Source organism: Streptomyces sp. M41 (assembly GCF_043673425.1).
GTDB lineage: Bacteria > Actinomycetota > Actinomycetes > Streptomycetales > Streptomycetaceae > Streptomyces.
Genome location: NZ_JBIMKE010000005.1, coordinates 224,422 through 243,177 on the forward strand (window position 1 = coordinate 224,422; position 18,756 = coordinate 243,177).

Genomic DNA, 18,756 nt, shown 5'->3' on the forward strand with positions numbered 1-18,756 from the left:
CGGCACAGACTCACGCCGTACAGCCAACAGACTAACGGCGCAACGCCTCCGGTTTCCCGGCCTCCACAGGCTGTGTGGAGTCCAGGTGGGCCCACACGATCAGCCGGTGACTGTGGCCCCACTCCGGATCACACGTGGTCAGGGTCAGATAGCGGCCCTCACGCGTGTACCCCGACTTACGGGGCACAGCGTCGATCACCTCAATGTCGGTGGGCAGGGTTTTGTAGGGGCCTTTGTCGATCCGATAGGTGAACCAGGTGGTTCCGTCCGTCAGCACCACCGCGTCCCCCCGCCGCAGCTCGGGGAAGTCCTTGAAGGGATCGCCGTACGTACGCCGGTGGCCCGCCACCGAGAAATTGCCCTTCTGTCCGAGCTGCGCGGTGTTCGCGTAATGCCCGAGCCCTTTCTTCAGCGTCTTGGTGGCGGTGCCTTCGAGGACCGGCTTGTTCCACGTGAAACCAAGACGCGGGATGTGCATGATCGCGAAAGGCTTGTCCCCGACATACGGGGCGGGCTTGGGCGGGCCGGGCGCGGCGCCCGTCGGACGCATGGTCTCCTGCGCCCACTGCTCCTGTAACCGGTCGATCTGGTCGTCCATGACGTTGTCGGCCTTCACGCCGGTCCAGAACAACACATAGGCCACGAAGAGGACGATCACCGTCCCGGCGGTGATGCACAGTTCGCTGACGGTCCTGATGACGACACGCACCGGCAGCTCCAGAGGCTCACTCCACGGGCTTGGCGTACTGCAGATCCACTGTGCCCGAGTAACCCGGCAGAGTCACCGTCCCGTCCTCGGTGACTTTCCACCCCAGACCGTAGACATTGACGTACACCATGTAGTTCTGGATCGACGGCGAAGCCGCGAGCGCCTTCTGCAACTTCTCCGGATCACCGACGGCCGTGATCTTGTACGGCGGTGAATACACCCGGCCCTGGAGAATAAGCGTGTTGCCCACGCAGCGCACGGCGCTGGTGGAGATCAGCCTCTGGTCCATGACCTTGATGCCCTTGGCCCCGCCCAGCCACAGCGCGTTGACCACGGCCTGGAGATCCTGCTGGTGGATGACCAGGTAGTCGGGCTGCGGCTCGGGATACCCGGGCAGCTTGGCCGTGGCGTCCGGCGGCGCGTCGTTGAGTGTGACGGTCACCGCCTCGCCGGTCACCTTCTGCGTGCCGGCCTTCTTCTCCAGCGCGGCCAGCTTGTCGTCCTCGGCCTTGGTGCTGCCGTCGTCCCGCTCCGCCAGCGCCTCGACGTCGTCACGCAGCGCCCCATTGGTCTCATCGAGCTCACCGTTCTCACGGCTGCGCTCCTGAATCAGGTCCGAAAGCTTCAGCAGCGAGGCGTCCGTACGGATATCGGTGCCCTTGGCCGTGTTGAAACTGGTGAAGAAGATGAGCCCCGCGAGAGCGAAGACGGCCGCGGTCAGCACCCGCACCGGACGAAACCGGCCGCGGGGGCTGGATCCTGTCCCGGGGGAGTCGGCAGAATTGCTCAACGTACCCTTATCTCCTTCAGCGCCACGGAAGCACTACGCTAACGGACGCCCGGGGGAGCAAAGAGTCCCCTTGTACGCTGCCCCGAGCCAGCCACAGTTCCCTGCGCGGCCACGCAGCGCATCGACAGGAGAGACCCTCGTGCCGAAGTCACGTATCCGCAAGAAGGCCGATTACACGCCGCCGCCGTCGAAGCAGACGACCGCCATCAAGCTGAACAGCCGCTCCTGGGTCGCACCCGTGATGCTGGCCATGTTCGTCATCGGCCTGGCCTGGATCGTCGTCTTCTATGTGACCGACGGCTCGCTGCCCATCGACGCGCTGGGCAACTGGAACATCGTCGTGGGCTTCGGCTTCATCGCCGCCGGATTCGGCGTCTCCACACAGTGGAAGTAACGCCGAAGCGATGGCGAGCGGCGGATCGAGGGGCGGCGACTTCCTGGTGAACATAGCTCTGCCCAGGGCTATCCGCTGAGTTATCCACAGCCGTTTTCCACAGTGTTGAAAAAGAACGACGATCTGTGGATAACCTCTCGGACGTTGACGCCGGTGTGACGGAACTATCGGTCGACACCGCGTCCCGAAAACTTGTTCGCCCCCTGCCTGACCTGCGGAAACACAGGTCAGTGACAGGGGGCACAGTTGTTCCCTGGCAAGGTGCACACGATCCGCCACCCGCTGTGGACAACCGGGTACGTCAGGTGAGCTGAGCCGTCCTGAGCAGGGTCAGGAGCACCACCACGGCCAGCACGAGCGCGCTGGTGCCGTACTGCACCAGGGCCCGGTTCTTACGCGGGGCGTGGACCATCGCATAGCCCGTGATGACACCGGCCACCAGGCCCCCGATGTGCGCCTGCCAGGAGATGTTGAAGCCCGGGGCGAAGGTGAAGACCAAGTTGATCGCCAGCAGGGCGATGATCGGCCGCATGTCGTAGTCGAGCCGCCGCATCAGGACGGCCGTGGCGCCGAAGAGGCCGAAGACAGCTCCGGAGGCGCCGAGCGTGGCCGTGTCCGGCGCGGCCAGCAGATAGGCGAGGGCACTGCCCGCCAGTCCGGAGACGAAGTAGACGGTGAGGTAACGGGCACGGCCGAGGGCTGCTTCGAGGGGCCCGCCGAGCCACCACAGACTGAGCATGTTGAAGCCGAGGTGCCAGGGCGCCTCGTGCGTGAACATCGAGCTGACCAGGCGGTACCACTCGCCTCCCGCGACGCCCTCGACGGGCGTGAAGGGCGCCGGCGGCCATGCGCCACGGAGTACCAGATCGTTGAGCAGGGTTTCCGATCCCGCCACCACGGCGAGGAACACCGCCACGTTGATCCCGATGAGGATCTTGGTGACCAGGCGGGGGTCGGCGGCGATGGTGCCGCCGGCCAGGGTGCGGGGCTGGGAGGCCGTCGGGGCGTGCCCGGTGCCGGAACCACTGCGGACGCAGTTGGGGCACTGGAAGCCGACGGACGCGCTGACCATGCATTCAGGGCAGATCGGGCGCTCGCAGCGGGTGCAGCGGACACCGGTCTCGCGGTCCGGGTGGCGGTAGCAGACGGGCACGCTCTGGGCGTCCTGTGAGCTGCCTGCCGGCTGGTCCATGAGGTCCCCTCGGTCGTCGTACGCGATGCATGTCCTCAATGCACCGCCCCGCTCATCCTTACGGACGAGCGGGGCGTTTGGTTCCCTGCGGGAGGTGCCGGACTCAGCCTTCGCGGGTCTCGACGACGACCGACTCGATGACGACGTCCTTGAGCGGACGGTCGGTGCGCGGGTTGGTCTGGGTGGTGGCGATGCCGTCGATGACCTTCTGGCTCGCCGCGTCGGTGACCTCACCGAAGATGGTGTGCTTGCGGTTCAGCCAGGTCGTCGGGGAGACCGTGATGAAGAACTGCGAGCCATTGGTGCCCGGGCCGGCGTTGGCCATGGCCAGCAGGTACGGCTTGTCGAAGGAGAGGTCCGGGTGGAACTCGTCCTCGAACTGGTAGCCGGGACCACCGGTGCCGTTGCCCAGCGGGTCACCGCCCTGGATCATGAAGCCGCTGATGACCCGGTGGAAGACCGTGCCGTCGTAGAGCTTGGCCGTGGACTTCTCTCCGGTGGCGGGGTTCGTCCACTCACGCTCGCCCTGGGCGAGCTCGACGAAGTTCTTGACCGTGATCGGCGCGTGGTTCGGGAGGAGCCGGACCTGGATGTCGCCGTGATTGGTCTTCAGGGTGGCGTAAAGCTGCTCAGCCACGATCTGCCTTCCGTTGTCTTCCTGTGACCCCCTGATCCTCGCATGGAAGGCGGCCCGCGTCGCCCGGCACTCGTTCACCGCCCGGCAACCCGGCAGATCGTTTACGGAAAACCGGTCGAGTAGTCCCGCGACGGGAGCGCGACACGGCGAACCGTGGCATTGTCGACGGCAAGCCCGCGTTGCCCCGCATTGATCCGTTATCGCACTCACTCACAGTTTCATCGGCACCCAAATGCCCGCCCACACATGCCGCGGGGCGTTCCGGCAGGCATGATCCGTAAAAGGGTGGAAAGTCGAATTACCGTACGCCACCGAGGAGGAGGAAACCCGTGACCCGCATCGACAGCGTGCGCGCCGCGACCGGCTCGGCGAAGGACAGCGTGCTGCACGCCGCGGAAGTGGTGGCGCCGTACGCCGACACCGCCAAGGACAGGGCCGCGCACTATGCGCAGGAGGCACGCGTACGGCTCGCGCCAGTGGTGACACAGGCCACCGAGCAGGCCCGTGCACAGGCGCGTATGCAGTACGGCACCCATGTCGCACCGCGTCTGGAGCAGGCCCGTGCGCATGTGCCGCCGAAGGTCGACCAAGCCGCTCATGAGGCCGCCGTCCGCACCCGCAAGGCTGCCCGGCAGGCCGCCGTCTACTCCCGGCCGAAGATCGAGCAGGCGGTTGCCGCGGCCGGGCCCGTCAGGGACGAGGCCACCGCGCGCGGTGCCGCCGCGCTGGCCGCGCTGCGCGGTCAGGTCTCGCCGAAGGAGGTCCAGAAGCTGGTTCGCAAGCATCAGCGGCGCGCGAAGGCGGGCCGTGTGGTGAAGGGGCTGGCGGTGTTCGGCGTTCTCGCGGGCGCTGTTTTCGCTGCCTGGAAGTGGTGGGACAAGCAAGCCAACCCGGACTGGCTGGTCGAGCCGCCCGCCGCGACCGAAGTTCCGGAGTCGACCCGGCTCGCTTCGGTGGACGGCAGTGGGAAGTCCGCCCTGGATCCCGAGGTCCAGGCGAAGGAGGCCGAGGAGGAAGCGGCCCGGCGCGACGAGGGCCAGTGATGTGAGATCTGTGCCCATCGGCACAGCGAAGTGTGCGGTGGGGCGGGAGACTTGAGGGTCTCCTGCCCCACCGCGATGTTTCACGTGGAACATCGGTCGCGTTCCCCCGCGGGGCTGGCTGCGCTCAGGCGGCGTCGGGGTCGGTCGTGTCCGGCGCGGGGGCGGGATCCCGGGTGCGTGGGCGCGAGGGCAGGGGGGCCGGTGGCGGCAGGGCCGGCGACGCCTGCCGTCCACGCCGCCGAGGCCGTTCCGGTGTTGCCGTGGGAGGTGCGACGGGCGCGGCGGGCGCGACGAGGGCGCGTATCCGGTCGGTGAAGTCGGGGTCGGGCAGGGGGAGGTCCAGGTCGTCGTCGACATAGGCGACGGCGGCGGGGACATAGTGCAGGACGGCGTTGACGGGCTCGGGGACCGGTGAGCTGTCGGGCTTCAGGGCGCGCAGGACGCGCAGGGTGGTACTGATCTCGTCCTCGGTACCGGAGGCCGGGTCGCAGACGCGGATGGTGGTGCCGACCAGGACGGTGCCCTCACCTCCCGGGCCGGGGTTGCTGGGGTGCCCGTCGGCTGGGCGGACGCTGCGGGTGTAGCGGGCGTGCTGGGTCTGCCACCAGTCGGCCACGCCGTGCTCACCGAGGGACCGGTGGTGGAGATAGAGGCAGTAGCTGGCGGCGGCGTCTCCGGCACCGGCGGCGTACTGCCACCAGAAGCGGGCCGACTCCTCCCGTGAGCAGAGCTGGAGCATGCAGCCGAGGACGCGGGCACCGGGAGGCGAGGGCAGGGCTCGACTTAGGAATTCCTCGAGGTCGGTGAGGGCGTCGGCGTGGGTGATGACCGTCTCGCAGAGCGTCTGAAGGTCGTCGGCGGCTGAGCGCTCGTCGTGGGGCGGGAGGGCCGGGATGCGGCCAGGCAGGACGGGCGGTGCCTGCAGGCGGGGAGCGCGTGTGGGGTTCGGGCGGGGGGCGCCCGAGAGGGAGGCCGCGCGCAGGGACAGTCGTACTACGGCGGCGTCTATGGCTGCCTGGGGGTAGGGCCGGCGGTGGAGGCGAGCCCGGGCGAGCAGGTCGTCAATCGGCGATGTCATCAGCTTGTCCTTCCTCGGCGTGCCCGCGGGAGTCGTCCCCGTCCCTGCCCGAGTCGGTGAGGTTCTCCCTGACGCCGTAGGCGTGTTGGAGGCGACGCTTGGCGTGGCGGATGGTGGAGCGCACGCCGGCCGGGGTGATGCCGAGGGCCGCCGCTATCTCGACCGCGCTGTAGTCGAGCCCGAAGTGCAGCAGGGCGACGTCCATCTGACGCGGTGGCAGTTGGCCGATCTCCGCGTAGAGGTTGAGGCTCTCCTCGAGTTGGCTGATGGGGTCCACGGCGTGGCCCAGCGCCACGGTCTCGAAAGCCTCGCCCATGAGCGCCGGGCGACGGTCACGGGTCCGGGAGTGGTCGATGGTGCTGTTCTTGAGGACGCGCCAGGCGTACGCGGCGGGGTTCTCCTTGGACAGCACGGTGCTCCATGCCTTCAGCAGCTGCTCGAAGGCCGCGTCGACCGCTTCCTCGGCGTCATGCCAGTTGCCCAGCCGGGACTTGGCCCAGCTGACGTACAGCGGCCTGTACATCTGGTGGAAGGCCTCGAAGTCCGGCGGCAGTTTCTTCATGCGCGGTGCGCGGGATGCCGGGCTCGGCAGGTCCTGTGTCATGCCTGCCCCTCCTGGTGCACGCCCTTGGGGCCTTCGGAGAGGTCGCGCCGCATCTCACTGATCCCCGCACGTACGCCGGCCGCGGCCAGTCGGCGCAGCAGGACGACCGTGTCGCGGCCGAACACCCGTAGGGCGAGCGCCGCCAGGATCACCTCACCGGCAATGTCCATGGTCACTGTGCTGGTGTGCCTTCCTGATGTCAGGCGAGGCCTCTCAGCACCCCCGGTGGCCTCGGGACGGCGTGTGTTTACGCCCTCCGCCCACGATGACGTTTGCAACGGGCCGTGTGTGCAACTCCCGCACAGACTTTCTTAACGGAGCGCATCCCTCTGATTACCCGATTGCGTTCACGCCAGCTCACACAAGGACTCCGGGTCGGCGCACGCCACCCGGGCGCCACGTCAGCCACCTGCGCAAGCCCCTCACAGGCTTCACATAACCCACGCGTTTGCGCAAACAACTGCAACGACCTGCAACGCCCTCGCCGCCCGCCGCGTGACACACGTCACGCGCCCCTGGCCGCCCAGCCACCAGGGCATACGAAAACCGGCCAGAGGCCACGAGGGCATCTGACCGGTCCGAGGTGTGGAGCCTAGGGGAGTCGAACCCCTGACATCTGCCATGCAAAGACAGCGCTCTACCAACTGAGCTAAGGCCCCGGAAGAGGAACGTCCGGCCGGAAGAACCACACTCCGGCGGGCGCCGCAGACCAGAGTACCGGGTCGCCCCCCGTATCTCGCAAAAAGATTGGGGCTCCCGATGAACGACCACTCTCCGTAAGATGCTCGGCGTGGTTCGCTACAGCGAACCGCGGTTCAGGGGAAGCGATGGGGAGACGCAATGGACGCCGCACAGCAGGAAGCCACCGCAAGAGCGCGGGAACTGCAGCGGAACTGGTACGGGGAGCCACTGGGGGCGCTCTTCCGTAAGCTCATCGACGATCTTGGTCTCAACCAGGCTCGTCTCGCGGGGGTACTGGGACTGTCGGCACCGATGCTGTCGCAGCTGATGAGCGGGCAGCGGGCGAAGATCGGCAATCCAGCCGTGGTGCAGCGGGTGCAGCTGCTTCAGGACCTGGCGGGTCAGGTCGCCGACGGCAGCGTGAGCGCGGCCGAGGCCACCGAGCGCATGGAGGAGATCAAGAAGTCGCAGGGGGGTTCGGTGCTCAGCAACACCACGCAGACGACGAACAGTTCGGGGGCGCCCACGGTCAAGCGGGTGGTCCGTGAGATCCAGTCGCTGCTGCGCTCGGTCGCCGCCGCGGGAGACATCCTCGAAGCCGCGGACAGTCTCGCCCCCAGCCACCCGGAACTGGCAGAGTTCCTCCGGGTGTACGGCGCCGGACGCACCTCCGACGCCGTCGCGCACTACCAGTCCCACCAGAGCTGACCGCAGGGCCCGGACCGAGGACCCAGGACGGATAAGGCGGGCCACCGAGGCCGACATACGGGCGGACGCGGACGTCGACGTACGGGGGCGTCGGCACACGGGGGCTCCCGGCACACGGGGCGTCGGCACGGGGGCGTCGGCCGACCGGGGGAGCCGGTCCGGGAGGCCCGCACGAGGCCCGGGGAGGCCGCACGGGGCCCGGGGAGGCCGCACGGGGGAGGTCGGCCCGGAAGGCAGCGCCCGGAGGCCGCACGGGGAAGCACCCGGCGACGGCAGAGGGAAGCGACGAGGGGGAGTCGTTTCACTCGCCGAGGGGGAGGCAAGGGGGTAACCAGAGGGGGAGGAGCGACGCGCAGCCATGGGTGAGGTCTTCGCCGCCCGCTACGAACTGGTCGACCCGATCGGACGAGGAGGCGTCGGCGCGGTCTGGCGCGCCTGGGACCACCGCCGCCGTCGGTATGTGGCCGCCAAGGTGCTTCAGCAGAGCGACGCGCACTCGCTGCTGCGGTTCGTCCGTGAACAGGCCCTGCGGATCGACCACCCCCATGTGCTCGCGCCCGCCAGCTGGGCCGCCGACGACGACAAGGTCCTGTTCACCATGGACCTCGTGGCCGGCGGCTCCCTGGTCCATCTGGTGGGGGACTACGGTCCCCTGCCGCCCTCGTTCGTCTGCACGCTCCTGGACCAACTCCTGGCCGGACTCGCCGCCGTCCATGCCGAGGGCGTCGTCCACCGGGACATCAAGCCCGCCAACGTGCTCCTCGAGGCCACCGGCACCGCACGTCCGCGCCTCAGGCTGTCCGACTTCGGCATCGCGATGCGGCTGGGCGAACCCCGCCTGACCGAGACCAACCTCGTGGTGGGAACACCCGGCTACCTGGCGCCCGAGCAACTGATGGGCGCGGAACCGGACTTCCCCGCCGACCTGTTCGCCGTAGGACTGGTCGCGTTGTATCTGCTGGAGGGTGCCAAGCCGGACGCCAAGGCGCTCGTCCAGTACTTCACCGAGCACGGAACTCCCGGTGCTCCCAAGGGCATTCCCGACCCGATGTGGCAGGTCGTGGCCTCGCTGCTCCAGCCGGACCCGCACGCGCGCTTCCGTACGGCCACGGGTGCGCGCAAGGCCCTGGCCGCTGCCGCGGAGCTCCTGCCGGAGCCCGGACCCGACGACGAGCTGATCGAGATCTTCGACCAACTCGGCCCACTGCCCAAGGGGTTCAGGCCTGAGGGGCCGCTCAAACCGGCACCGGGGGTCGGGGTGGGAACGGGCTCCACCACGGTGGGCGCAGACTCCGTCTGGCCCGGGACCGGGTCCGTATCGAGGGATGCGGGCCCCACACCGGTCGGCCCGGGCGCCGGCCTCGGGAGCAGCACCGACCCCGTCCGCGGCTCCCGCTCCGACGGCTCCGGACACAGCTCCGGATCCACCCCGAGCGACCCGCGCCAGAACATGGCCGCCGCCCGCGACGAGCCCACCCCTTCACGCGCCGACGACGCCGAGCCCTTCACCATGTCGGACACCGGCAGCTTCCATCTGCCGCCGCCTCGGTCCACCGGCTCCTCCCCCCTGCCCACCGGCTCCTCACCTCAGGCGCACACGCCCCCGCCACCGCAGCGGCAGCCGAGCCAGGCCCATGGGGAGGCATACGCACAGCCGCAGCCCCAGGCCCGCCAGGCCGGACAGCAGCAGAACTCCGCCCACACCTCCTCCCCCTACGACACGACGCACGCCCTGTCCCCCCAGCGCCCGGCCCCGCACTACCCGCCTCAGCCCCCGACACCGACGCCCATGGCTGCACCGCCGGCGACGGCGACGTCCGCCCCGCATCACCGCGACGATGCCTCGACCGCTTCGTACACCGCTCAGAGCCCGCAGGTTCCACATCCGGCGCCACCGATTGCCGAGCCACGCCCCCGCGGCGGCCACCGCGGACACCGAGCCCCCCGCCGCGCGGCCCACGGTGTCTCCCGCCGCCCCGGCCCTCCCGCCAAGGTGGCGGTCCCCCTCCTGCTGCTGGCCCTGGCCTGCTACGCCGTGGGGTTCTGGGCACTGGCCCACATCTGAGCTCGCCGAACAACAGCCCCGGCCTACTCAAGCCCCGCTCTCCGTCGAGCCACGACCACCCACACACCCAGCACCACCAGCACCACCGTCCCCGCCCCGATCCCGCTCACCGCGAGGACGGTCATCGCGGTGTCACCGTCGCCGTCACCGTCACCGCCCGCACCCCCGATCCCACCCACAACAGCAGCAGCATCCTCACCCGACGCCACCTCGAAGACCCTTGAGGGCTTCGACTCACCCGCATAACCTGGCCCCGCCTGCGCTTCACCCCCCACCCGGATGCGCAGCTTCACCTCGAACGGCCCGTCGCCGTACTTCTCGGCAACGTCCGCGGCGAGGTGCACCACGAGGTAGTAGGAACCGGCGAACCGCACGCTCTTGTGCCGGGAGGGGATGGCGTACCGGTTCTCGTACGCGACCGGCGGCAAGGGGTCGAGTGCGGCGGCCGTCGGCCCGCCGTCGTAGGAGGCACTCGCGTCGTCGACGAGGTCGCGCACGGGGTTGTAGAGGGACAGGTCGAGCGCCCCGGACGTGTAACCCTTCTCCCCGCTCGCACTGCCCAGTTCGGCGGTGGCGTACAGCTGCCGTCCCCAGCCGAGAGGCACCTTGTAGAAGAGCGTGCGGCCCGGCTCGATGGCAGCGCTCCAGACGCCCTGGCCCACGGATGCCGCCGAGGCGAAGCCCGCACCGCCCGTACGGCGTACGCCGTCGCCGGCGAGGGGAGCCGGGGAGGCGGAGTTCCAGGGCGCGGGGCCGCTGGTGGCGCCGGCCTGTTCCAGGGGCGGCTCCGAGGCGGTGAAGAGTTCGAGGTCCCAGGCGTCCGGCGCGGCGGCGGACGGGCCGACGCGCTCGACGATCACGTAGTAGGTGCCCGCGCCCTTGCAGCGGGGCCCATGGGCGGAGTGCTCGCGCGCACCCCAGGCCGCGATCGGCCGTGGGCTGCGGACGGTGCCGAAGGTCTCGGTGTCGAACGAGCAGGAACGGCCGTCGGGGCCCTCCACGGACACCTTGATTCCGTCACTGGCCTTGACGGTGCTGCTGGAGGCCGGGATCGCCGTCACGGAGACATACGCGTCCGATGCGGCGTCCAGGCCGAGGCTGTAAGCCACCCTCGCGCCGCCGCCGGGAAGAGAGCTCGTGTAGGTCGCGCCGAGTTCCAGGGACGCGGCGCTCGTGGTGCTGGCCCCGCCCGGGACGGACCGAGCGTCCGGCGCGGGGGCGTAGGGGGGCACGGTCTCCGCGGCGAGCGCGGCCGGGGCCGCGAGGACAGCCGTCGTACACAGCAGCAGGGCCCCGGCGACGCTCCCCCGCACGCGGGCGCGGGCGCCCCCACGCCGGTGTGCGCCCCCACACGCACATATGGAGCGAAACCCGCACCGCGCTACCCGCCAGCGGCGTCCCGACCCCGTGCGCCGCCACCCCATCACGCCAGCCAGCCCCTTCTCACCTCACGGCACCGGACTTCTCAAGGCACCGCCCCTGGTTCCGTCACCGCCACCGGTTCCGTCACGCCACGAGCCCATGCACCCCACGGCCGTCGCCCATCCTGCCCAGCGCAGCCGCCCGTCACCCCCACAATCCGTACGACCGTCCGAAACGCCCGGCTCTACGGCCTCTGGCACGCACCCGCAACTCGACGAGGCCACGTCGCCGCCCACCCCGGCCCCTGACGGCCCGGCCCCCAAACGCACAAAACCCCGACCGCAACGCGGTCGGGGTCTGCTTCAGTTTCCGATGTGATGGCTCACGAACCCGTGGGCACGGAGTCAGTCGCCTCCGTCCACAGATCCTGCTCGGCGCGATCCGCCTGGATCTGGCGGTACACGAGGAGCCCGCCGATGGCGGCCAGTGCGACCAGGAGAAGCTTCTTCACCGCGCGACCTCGTCTTTCCTTGACGTAGGGGACCTCTGGCGCCCGACTATACACACCGACCGATATCGATCGGTGACCTGCGTCGAGGCTCAACTGCCGTCCGGAACAGCGCAGTAGAAGCGGACTCCACCGCTCCGATCGGAGGGTGATCACACCCCGACAGACGGTGACTTTGCTCCGCTTCCTCCCGCCTGCCGCACCTTGCTCGACTTTTCAGGCGCCTTGCACCCATCCGAGTGCTGTTCATCTGAAGATCGACGCGCCACGGGCGTCGGTACATGATTTCTCGGCCCCCATACACATCATGAGGAAAGTACGCAAATCGCCCAACCCGAAAGTGAGGGGCCATGGCCCGGAACAAGGTCATGAACCTGTGGACCACCATCGTCACCGCCTTCCTGGCGCTGTTCACGGCGCTCGGATTCGTCACCACGACCTCCGCCGCCGCTGTACCGCACACCGAGACGACCCGCAAGAGCGGCAGCGACGACAGCGACCGCAACACGCAGGTGACGGTTCCGGCGATGCCTCAGTGGGCCTGGTCCTACGCCAGATCGCTGCCCCCCACGATGAAGCAGCGCATCCGCGCCGAGGCGCACGGAAAGACCCCCGGCTGCCGGCACCGCCCGATCACGGACGAGGAAGCGGCCACCACGGCGGCCTCGGAGTCCGGAGAATGCGTCTCCGCCGCCTCCGCCGCCGCCCCGGGCCAGCCGCTCGTGCCGCACCAGCGCTGAACCCACGGCTCCACACCGAGCCGTACCCGTTACTCCTCTCTGTTCCGCCGTTTATCCAGATCGCACCGTCGCAGCGAGCTTGCGTACAGGCACCGCTCCCGAAGACGGCCGCACGGCGAACCTCATCCCTCTCCGACGATGTGCCGGAGATAGGCCCAAGGGTCGTTGAGATAACGCCGCCAGTGGTCGACCAGTTCAAGGTCCCGCCAGTCAGCGGGACGCATCCCGTGGTCACCCACCTCGATGATCTCGGCGCCCGGTAGCGCCGTGAGCACAGGTGAGTGCGTGGCGCAGATGATCTGCGCACCGGACCGCCCCAGTTCGTGCAGCACCCCGACCAGTTGTAGGCAGGAAGCGAAGGACAACGCGGCCTCGGGCTCGTCAAGGACGTACAGCCCAGGCTCCTGGAACCGCTCGCGGAAGGCCATCAGAAAGCCCTCGCCGTGGCTCATCTCGTCCACGGCCCCGGACAGCCTTCCCGTCTGCTGCTCCCGGCCCAGCGCGTCCAGCGCGGTCTCCGCCCGCAGGAAGAACCCTCTGCGGCGCGTACGAGGACCGCGCAGCATGCGGCGGCCGGCCACCGTGGCCTCGAAACGTATCCGTCCGCCGAGCGCCGAAGGCTCGCGCGGGCCGGCGTATCGGTAGCCCGCGGACCCGCCCCAGGAGTCCAGCCCGAACCCTTCCGCCAACGCCTCGACCAGCGTCGACTTGCCCGAGCCGTTCTCCCCCACCAGGAAGGTGACCGGCGCGCTGAACTTCAGGCCGTCCTCCAGCAGCTGCCGCACACACGGCACCGACCAGGGCCACGAGCTGCCCTCCTCCAGCTCGCCCTCGGTGACATGCGCGTACGCCCTTTCGACGATCATGCCGTCAGGCTCTCATCCGGCACTGACAATCAGGCTCGGCGCCCGCCCGGCCCGTCACCGGCATGCCCCGGTGACGCCGAAGGCCCCCCGACCACATCGGCCGGAGGGCCTTCTCCCAGGCATGTCCCGTGAACGTCAGCCGGTCGGCCTGGTCAGGGCAGCGATCTCGCTGTACGGCGAGTAGTTCCCGTCCGAGTCATAGCTGCGGGCCCGGTACTGGTAGGTCTTGCCGTCGGCGGGCAGCGCGTCGCAGACGGTGGCCGTCGCGGTGGCCGGACGCGGGTCGAAGCCCTGGTGCATGACGACCGACCACGTCTGGGTCCCGAGCTGACGGCGCTCGACCTCGAAGCCGACGAAGTCGCGGATCGGAGCCGGCGTGCTGTCGGAGACGGTCGCCCGGATGCCGCCCTCACAGGCGCCTACGGCCAGGTCGGGCGCGTAGGCGGGGGCTATGCCGTCCGGGACGGGGAGCCAGAGCTCGTTCGTGGCGTTGGCGTCGAGCCAGCGAGGGTTGTAGGTCGTGGTGCCGCCGTCATTGGTGACGAGGACGCGGTAGTGGCGCGTCTCACCGTCGGCGGTGATGGGCCCGGTGGTCCAGGTGTTGCCCTTGGTGGTGCCGAGCGGCACCCACTCGTAGGAACCCTCCACCAGGTCGTTGCTCAGGACCGTGTAGTGGTCGAAGTGCGGCTCGGTGTTGAGCGGCCATGTGAGGCTGACCTTGCCGGTCGCCTTGTCGTACGTGCCGGTCAGCGAAGTGACGACCGGCAGGGGGCGGACGATGGTGTCCGTGCTGCCCGACGAGGTGTTGCCGGCCTTGTCCTTGGCGCGGACCTCGTAGTAGTAGGGCGTGCGGTCGTCGGGGTTCACGAGCGGGTCGGTGTGGCTGCGCCCGGTGGTCGTGGTGACCTTCGTCCAGGTGCTGCCGCCGACGGGCCGCCGGTAGAGCGAGTAACTCGCCAGATCCATCTCCTTGTTGGCGGACCAGGAGACGGTCGTCTTGCGGGTGGTGGTGTTGTAGGCGGTCCTCACGCCCGCCGGGGCGAGCGGCTTCGTCTTGTCGTACGTGGCCGTCGTCCGCGGCGTGTACGTGTACTTGATCTTCGCCGCGCCGGTCCAGTTCACGTAGTCGACGCGAAGGGTGTGCTTGCCGGAGGGGACGGTGAGGTTGACGCTCTTGGAGCGGGCGGTGTCACCGGTGCCCTGCCACAGGTCGATCTTGCGGACGCCGTCCAGGTAGACGCGTACGCCGTCAGTGGCGGAGGCGGTGAACGTGAAGGGGCCGCCGGAGCCGAAGTCGCGGGTCACCGACCAGCGGACACCGAAGTTGTTCGTCGGCACACCGGAGAGCGGGCTGCCCGACCAGCTCTGGTCGATGGCACTGTCACAGTCGGTCTTCACCGGGGAGCCGGGGAACGAGGTGTTCTTGTAGAACGTCCGCTTGTAGACGTTGGTGGAGCAGGTGACGTCGGCGGCGGCAGCCTGCGGGGCGACGGCCAGCAGGCCGCCGAGGACGACGGCGGACAGGGCACCACCGGACACGGCGGCGACGAGACTCTTGTGGCGCACGGGGACCTTTCGCGCTGTGCGGGGACGTACGACGTACAGCGGGGAGACTCGCCAAGGGGAAGGAAGGTTGCATGAAGATCCCCATCCGACATCTCGGCGGTCGGGCACGGCAGGCGACGCCAAAAGACCCCCGGCCCTGATGGACCGGGGGTCTTTCTTGTATGTGGGGCTAACAGGATTTGAACCTGTGGCCTCATCCTTATCAGGGATGCGCTCTAACCAACTGAGCTATAGCCCCGCCGCGCTCTGCGGGGGTCTCCCGCGCGCTGACTCCTGAAGATTAGCGCACGACATGGGCAGTCCCAAAATCGGTTGTCGGGTCACCGTCAGGCGATTGTCGGGCCCCCGTCAGGGGAGCAGGGCGTCCTCGGCCCTGCCTCACCGGTACCGCCGGTGCCTCACTCGTCCTCCGCGAGCGTCAGCTCCACGCCGCCCACGAAACCGGCGGAGAGGTTGTAGATGAACGCGCCGAGCGTGGCCAGCGCCGTCGCGAGGACGACGTCGATGACCGCGATGATCGACGTGAACATCAGCACATGCGGCAGCGACAGGAAGGACTGGAGGTCGAAGCCGTTCGACTCGTTCGAGCCGGTCGCCTCGGAGATCGTGCCGCCGACCGTCGAGAAGACGCCCATGGCGTCCATGACCATCCACAGGACGGCGGCGGCGACGATCGTGCAGATGCCCAGCGCGATGGAGAGCAGGAAGCTGACCTTCATCACCGACCACGGGTCGGCCTTGGCCACACGCAGGCGCGCCTTGCGGGTGCGCGGGGTCGTACGCGCCCCGGCATCGGTGCGCGGTCTGCGCACCGCGCTCGTCGCCGGAGCGGCCGTCTGGTAGGCCTGCGGGGGGTGGTAGGGCCCGCCGTGCTGCTGGGGCTGCCGTTCGCCCGGCAGCGGCGACGGCGACTGCGCGGAGGCCGGCTGCTGCGCACCCGTGGGCGTGGGCTGCGGCTGGGCGCCCGCGCCGGCCGGGTACTGCTGGGTCTGCGGACCTCGGTCCGTCACGGTTCCCCCCTGGGATCCAGGTGCGTCGGGCGCGGCCGAGTCCTTCGCGGACGACTTGATCGCTTTGAGCTGGGTCGTGTGCGGGTCCGCCGGTCGCGCGGCGGAGCCACGGTCGCCGCCGCCCGTCTCCTTACCGGCCGTGGGACCGGTCGAGGTACCGGGCGATCCGGCGCCCGTGGCTCCGCTCACGATGACTCACTCCTCGTGCTACTCGGCCGAGGGTGCCGCACCCTCGTCCATGCCGGTGGTCGCGGCGTCCTCGGCGGTCTCGTCGAAGACCACGTCGCCGTCGACCTCCTCCGCCTCGCGCCCCGCCTCGGCGTTACGAGCGATGCCGACCACGGCATCGCGCTTGCCCAGGTTGATCAGTTGGACGCCCATGGTGTCACGGCCCGTCTCCCTGACCTCGTTGACTCGCGTACGAATCACACCGCCGCCCAGCGTGATGGCGAGGATCTCGTCGGTCTCCTCGACCACCAGCGCGCCGACGAGCGAGCCGCGGTCCTCCACGATCTTCGCGGCCTTGATTCCGAGGCCGCCGCGACCCTGAACGCGGTACTCGTCCACGGCGGTCCGCTTCGCGTACCCGCCGTCGGTGGCAGTGAACACGAACGTACCGGCTCGAACAACATTCATCGAGAGCAGCTCGTCTCCCTCGCGGAAGCTCATGCCCTTGACACCCGAGGTGGCGCGGCCCATGGGACGCAGCGATTCGTCCGTCGCCGTGAACCTGATCGACTGAGCCTTCTTGCTGATCAGAAGCAGATCGTCATCGGCCGAGACGAGCTCGGCTCCGATCAGTTCGTCGTCGGAACCGTCCGCCGCCTCACGAAGGTTGATCGCGATGACACCGCCGGAGCGCGGCGAATCGTAATCCTTCAGAGGCGTCTTCTTCACCAGACCGGCCTTGGTGGCGAGCACGAGGTACGGAGCCGCCTCGTAGTCGCGGATCGCGAGGATCTCGGCGATCGCCTCGTCCGGCTGGAAGGCCAGCAGGTTCGCGACGTGCTGCCCGCGCGCGTCCCGGCCGGCGTCGGGGAGCTCGTACGCCTTCGCCCGGTACACCCGGCCCTTGTTCGTGAAGAACAGCAGCCAGTGGTGCGTCGTGGAGACGAAGAAGTGGTCGACGATGTCGTCTTCCTTGAGCTTCGTGCCGCGTACGCCCTTGCCGCCGCGCTTCTGCGCCCGGTAGTCGTCCGTCTTGGTGCGCTTGACGTAGCCGCCGCGGGTCACGGTGACCACGATGTCCTCTTCGGCGATGAGGTCCTCGATGGACATGTCACCGTCGTAGGGGACCAGCATGGTCTTGCGGTCGTCGCCGTACTTCTCGACGATCGCGGCGAGTTCCTCGCTGACGATGCCACGCTGGCGGACCGGCGAGGCCAGGATCGCGTTGTACTCCGTGATCTTCGCCTGAAGCTCGTCGTGCTCCTGGATGATCTTCTGGCGCTCCAGAGCGGCAAGTCGCCGCAGCTGCATCTCGAGGATGGCGTTGGCCTGGATCTCGTCGATCTCCAGGAGGTCCATCAGGCCGTTGCGGGCGATCTCGACGGTCTCGCTGCGCCGGATCAGCGCGATGACCTCGTCGATGGCGTCCAGGGCCTTCAGCAGACCGCGCAGGATGTGCGCGCGCTCCTCGGCCTTGCGCAGGCGGAACTTCGTACGGCGGACGATGACCTCGATCTGGTGCGTCACCCAGTGGCGGATGAACGCGTCCAGGGAGAGCGTGCGCGGGACGCCGTCGACGAGCGCCAGCATGTTGGCGCCGAAGTTCGTCTGGAGGTCCGTGTGCTTGTACAGGTTGTTGAGGACGACCTTGGCGACCGCGTCGCGCTTCAGCACGATGACCAGGCGCTGACCCGTGCGGGAGCTGGTCTCGTCGCGGACGTCCGCGATGCCGCCGATCTTGCCGTCCTTCACCAGGTCGGCGATCTTCTGCGCGAGGTTGTCCGGGTTGACCTGGTAGGGCAGCTCCGTGACCACCAGGCACTGGCGGTTCTGGATCTCCTCGACCTCGACGACCGCGCGCATCGTGATGGAGCCGCGGCCGGTGCGGTACGCCTCCTCGATGCCCTTGCGGCCCACCACCAGGGCGCCGGTCGGGAAGTCGGGGCCCTTGATGCGCTCGATGAGCGCGTCCAGCAGCTCCTCGTGCGAGGCCTCGGGGTTCTCCAGGTACCACTGGGCGCCGGAGGCGACCTCGCGCAGGTTGTGCGGCGGGATGTTGGTCGCCATGCCGACCGCGATACCGGCCGAGCCGTTGATCAGCAGGTTCGGGAAGCGGGCCGGCAGGACGGTCGGCTCCTGGGAGCGGCCGTCGTAGTTGTCCGTGAAGTCGACGGTCTCCTCGTCGATGTCACGGACCATCTCCATCGACAGCGGCGCCATCTTGCACTCGGTGTAGCGCATGGCCGCCGCCGGGTCGTTGCCCGGCGAGCCGAAGTTGCCGTTGGAGTCGACCAGCGGCATGCGCATCGACCACGGCTGGGCGAGGCGGACCAGGGCGTCGTAGATCGAGGAGTCGCCGTGCGGGTGGTAGTTGCCCATGACGTCGCCGACGACGCGGGCGCACTTGTAGAAGCCGCGCTCGGGGCGGTAGCCACCGTCGTACATGGCGTACAGGACGCGGCGGTGGACGGGCTTGAGGCCGTCGCGGACGTCCGGCAGCGCACGCGAGACGATGACGGACATCGCGTAGTCGAGGTACGAGCGCTGCATCTCCGTCTCGAGCCCGACGGGCTCGACGCGCAGGGCCAGGCCGTCGTCCTCAGGCGTGACGGGAGTGTTCTCGTCGGTCATTGCT

Annotated in this window: 18 protein-coding genes and 2 tRNA genes; 5 read left to right on the plus strand and 15 right to left on the minus strand. The window is 69.0% G+C overall.

Annotated elements, in window-relative coordinates; translation table 11 throughout:
- Positions 1-31: 31 nt before the first annotated feature.
- Positions 32-709 carry a class E sortase gene (locus ACHBTE_RS09500; protein ID WP_394723134.1) on the minus strand — a complete coding sequence of 226 codons (678 nt, stop codon included), beginning with the start codon at positions 707-709 and terminating at the stop codon, positions 32-34.
- 16 nt (positions 710-725) lie between these two features.
- Positions 726-1,499 carry a DUF881 domain-containing protein gene (locus ACHBTE_RS09505; protein WP_394723135.1) on the minus strand — a complete coding sequence of 258 codons (774 nt, stop codon included), beginning with the start codon at positions 1,497-1,499 and terminating at the stop codon, positions 726-728.
- Between the two features lie 139 nt (positions 1,500-1,638).
- Between ACHBTE_RS09505 and crgA the strand changes: the two genes are divergently transcribed.
- Positions 1,639-1,893 carry a cell division protein CrgA gene (gene crgA, locus ACHBTE_RS09510; protein ID WP_394723136.1) on the plus strand — a complete coding sequence of 85 codons (255 nt, stop codon included), beginning with the start codon at positions 1,639-1,641 and terminating at the stop codon, positions 1,891-1,893.
- 301 nt (positions 1,894-2,194) lie between these two features.
- Here the strand turns inward: crgA and ACHBTE_RS09515 are convergent, their stop codons facing one another.
- Together ACHBTE_RS09515 and ACHBTE_RS09520 are read right to left on the minus strand one after the other, a co-directional pair.
- Positions 2,195-3,085, minus strand: a complete 891-nt coding sequence (locus tag ACHBTE_RS09515; RefSeq protein WP_394723138.1) for a rhomboid family intramembrane serine protease — start codon at positions 3,083-3,085, stop codon at positions 2,195-2,197.
- A gap of 103 nt (positions 3,086-3,188) precedes the next feature.
- Positions 3,189-3,722, minus strand: a complete 534-nt coding sequence (locus tag ACHBTE_RS09520) for a peptidylprolyl isomerase (protein ID WP_394723139.1) — start codon at positions 3,720-3,722, stop codon at positions 3,189-3,191.
- 329 nt (positions 3,723-4,051) lie between these two features.
- Between ACHBTE_RS09520 and ACHBTE_RS09525 the strand changes: the two genes are divergently transcribed.
- A complete protein-coding gene (locus ACHBTE_RS09525; protein WP_394723140.1) occupies positions 4,052-4,765 on the plus strand; it encodes a DUF5324 family protein in 714 nt (237 codons plus the stop codon).
- A 124-nt stretch (positions 4,766-4,889) separates the two neighbouring features.
- Here the strand turns inward: ACHBTE_RS09525 and ACHBTE_RS09530 are convergent, their stop codons facing one another.
- The 4 genes from ACHBTE_RS09530 to ACHBTE_RS09545 all read right to left on the minus strand — a co-directional run bounded on the left by ACHBTE_RS09530 (position 4,890) and on the right by ACHBTE_RS09545 (position 7,106).
- A complete protein-coding gene (locus tag ACHBTE_RS09530; RefSeq protein ID WP_394723141.1) occupies positions 4,890-5,843 on the minus strand; it encodes a hypothetical protein in 954 nt (317 codons plus the stop codon).
- Positions 5,827-6,447 carry an RNA polymerase sigma factor gene (locus tag ACHBTE_RS09535; RefSeq protein ID WP_394723143.1) on the minus strand — a complete coding sequence of 207 codons (621 nt, stop codon included), beginning with the start codon at positions 6,445-6,447 and terminating at the stop codon, positions 5,827-5,829. The genes ACHBTE_RS09530 and ACHBTE_RS09535 overlap by 17 nt, the downstream gene beginning before the upstream one ends.
- On the minus strand, positions 6,444-6,623 hold the full coding sequence (locus ACHBTE_RS09540) for a hypothetical protein (RefSeq protein ID WP_394723282.1): 180 nt from the start codon (positions 6,621-6,623) through the stop codon (positions 6,444-6,446). Before ACHBTE_RS09540 ends, ACHBTE_RS09535 begins: the two co-directional genes overlap by 4 nt.
- 410 nt (positions 6,624-7,033) lie before the next feature.
- Positions 7,034-7,106, minus strand: a tRNA-Ala gene (locus ACHBTE_RS09545).
- A 181-nt stretch (positions 7,107-7,287) separates the two neighbouring features.
- On the opposite strand from ACHBTE_RS09545, the gene ACHBTE_RS09550 reads away from it, so the two are divergent.
- On the plus strand, positions 7,288-7,836 hold the full coding sequence (locus tag ACHBTE_RS09550; RefSeq protein WP_394723145.1) for a helix-turn-helix domain-containing protein: 549 nt from the start codon (positions 7,288-7,290) through the stop codon (positions 7,834-7,836).
- A gap of 358 nt (positions 7,837-8,194) precedes the next feature.
- Positions 8,195-9,901 (plus strand): serine/threonine-protein kinase, encoded by a 1,707-nt coding sequence (locus ACHBTE_RS09555; protein WP_394723146.1) that lies wholly within the window; start codon positions 8,195-8,197, stop codon positions 9,899-9,901.
- A 23-nt stretch (positions 9,902-9,924) separates the two neighbouring features.
- Here the strand turns inward: ACHBTE_RS09555 and ACHBTE_RS09560 are convergent, their stop codons facing one another.
- Together ACHBTE_RS09560 and ACHBTE_RS09565 are read right to left on the minus strand one after the other, a co-directional pair.
- Positions 9,925-11,214 (minus strand): hypothetical protein, encoded by a 1,290-nt coding sequence (locus ACHBTE_RS09560; protein ID WP_394723147.1) that lies wholly within the window; start codon positions 11,212-11,214, stop codon positions 9,925-9,927.
- A 431-nt stretch (positions 11,215-11,645) separates the two neighbouring features.
- On the minus strand, positions 11,646-11,774 hold the full coding sequence (locus tag ACHBTE_RS09565) for a DLW-39 family protein (protein WP_003999697.1): 129 nt from the start codon (positions 11,772-11,774) through the stop codon (positions 11,646-11,648).
- A 347-nt stretch (positions 11,775-12,121) separates the two neighbouring features.
- Between ACHBTE_RS09565 and ACHBTE_RS09570 the strand changes: the two genes are divergently transcribed.
- Positions 12,122-12,511 carry a DUF6344 domain-containing protein gene (locus tag ACHBTE_RS09570; RefSeq protein WP_394723148.1) on the plus strand — a complete coding sequence of 130 codons (390 nt, stop codon included), beginning with the start codon at positions 12,122-12,124 and terminating at the stop codon, positions 12,509-12,511.
- A gap of 122 nt (positions 12,512-12,633) precedes the next feature.
- On the opposite strand, the gene ACHBTE_RS09575 is transcribed toward ACHBTE_RS09570, so the two are convergent.
- The 5 genes from ACHBTE_RS09575 to gyrA all read right to left on the minus strand — a co-directional run bounded on the left by ACHBTE_RS09575 (position 12,634) and on the right by gyrA (position 18,752).
- Positions 12,634-13,377: an AAA family ATPase gene (locus ACHBTE_RS09575; protein WP_394723149.1), complete on the minus strand. Its 744-nt coding sequence runs from the start codon at positions 13,375-13,377 to the stop codon at positions 12,634-12,636.
- Positions 13,378-13,512: 135 nt separating this feature from the next.
- Entirely contained in the window at positions 13,513-14,943 is a 1,431-nt protein-coding gene (locus tag ACHBTE_RS09580) for a PA14 domain-containing protein (protein ID WP_394723150.1), read from the minus strand.
- Positions 14,944-15,107: 164 nt separating this feature from the next.
- Positions 15,108-15,181: transfer RNA gene (locus tag ACHBTE_RS09585), tRNA-Ile, on the minus strand.
- 160 nt (positions 15,182-15,341) lie between these two features.
- Positions 15,342-16,142 carry a DUF3566 domain-containing protein gene (locus tag ACHBTE_RS09590; RefSeq protein WP_394723151.1) on the minus strand — a complete coding sequence of 267 codons (801 nt, stop codon included), beginning with the start codon at positions 16,140-16,142 and terminating at the stop codon, positions 15,342-15,344.
- A gap of 18 nt (positions 16,143-16,160) precedes the next feature.
- A complete protein-coding gene (gyrA, locus tag ACHBTE_RS09595) occupies positions 16,161-18,752 on the minus strand; it encodes a DNA gyrase subunit A (protein ID WP_394723152.1) in 2,592 nt (863 codons plus the stop codon).
- Positions 18,753-18,756 lie beyond the last annotated feature (4 nt).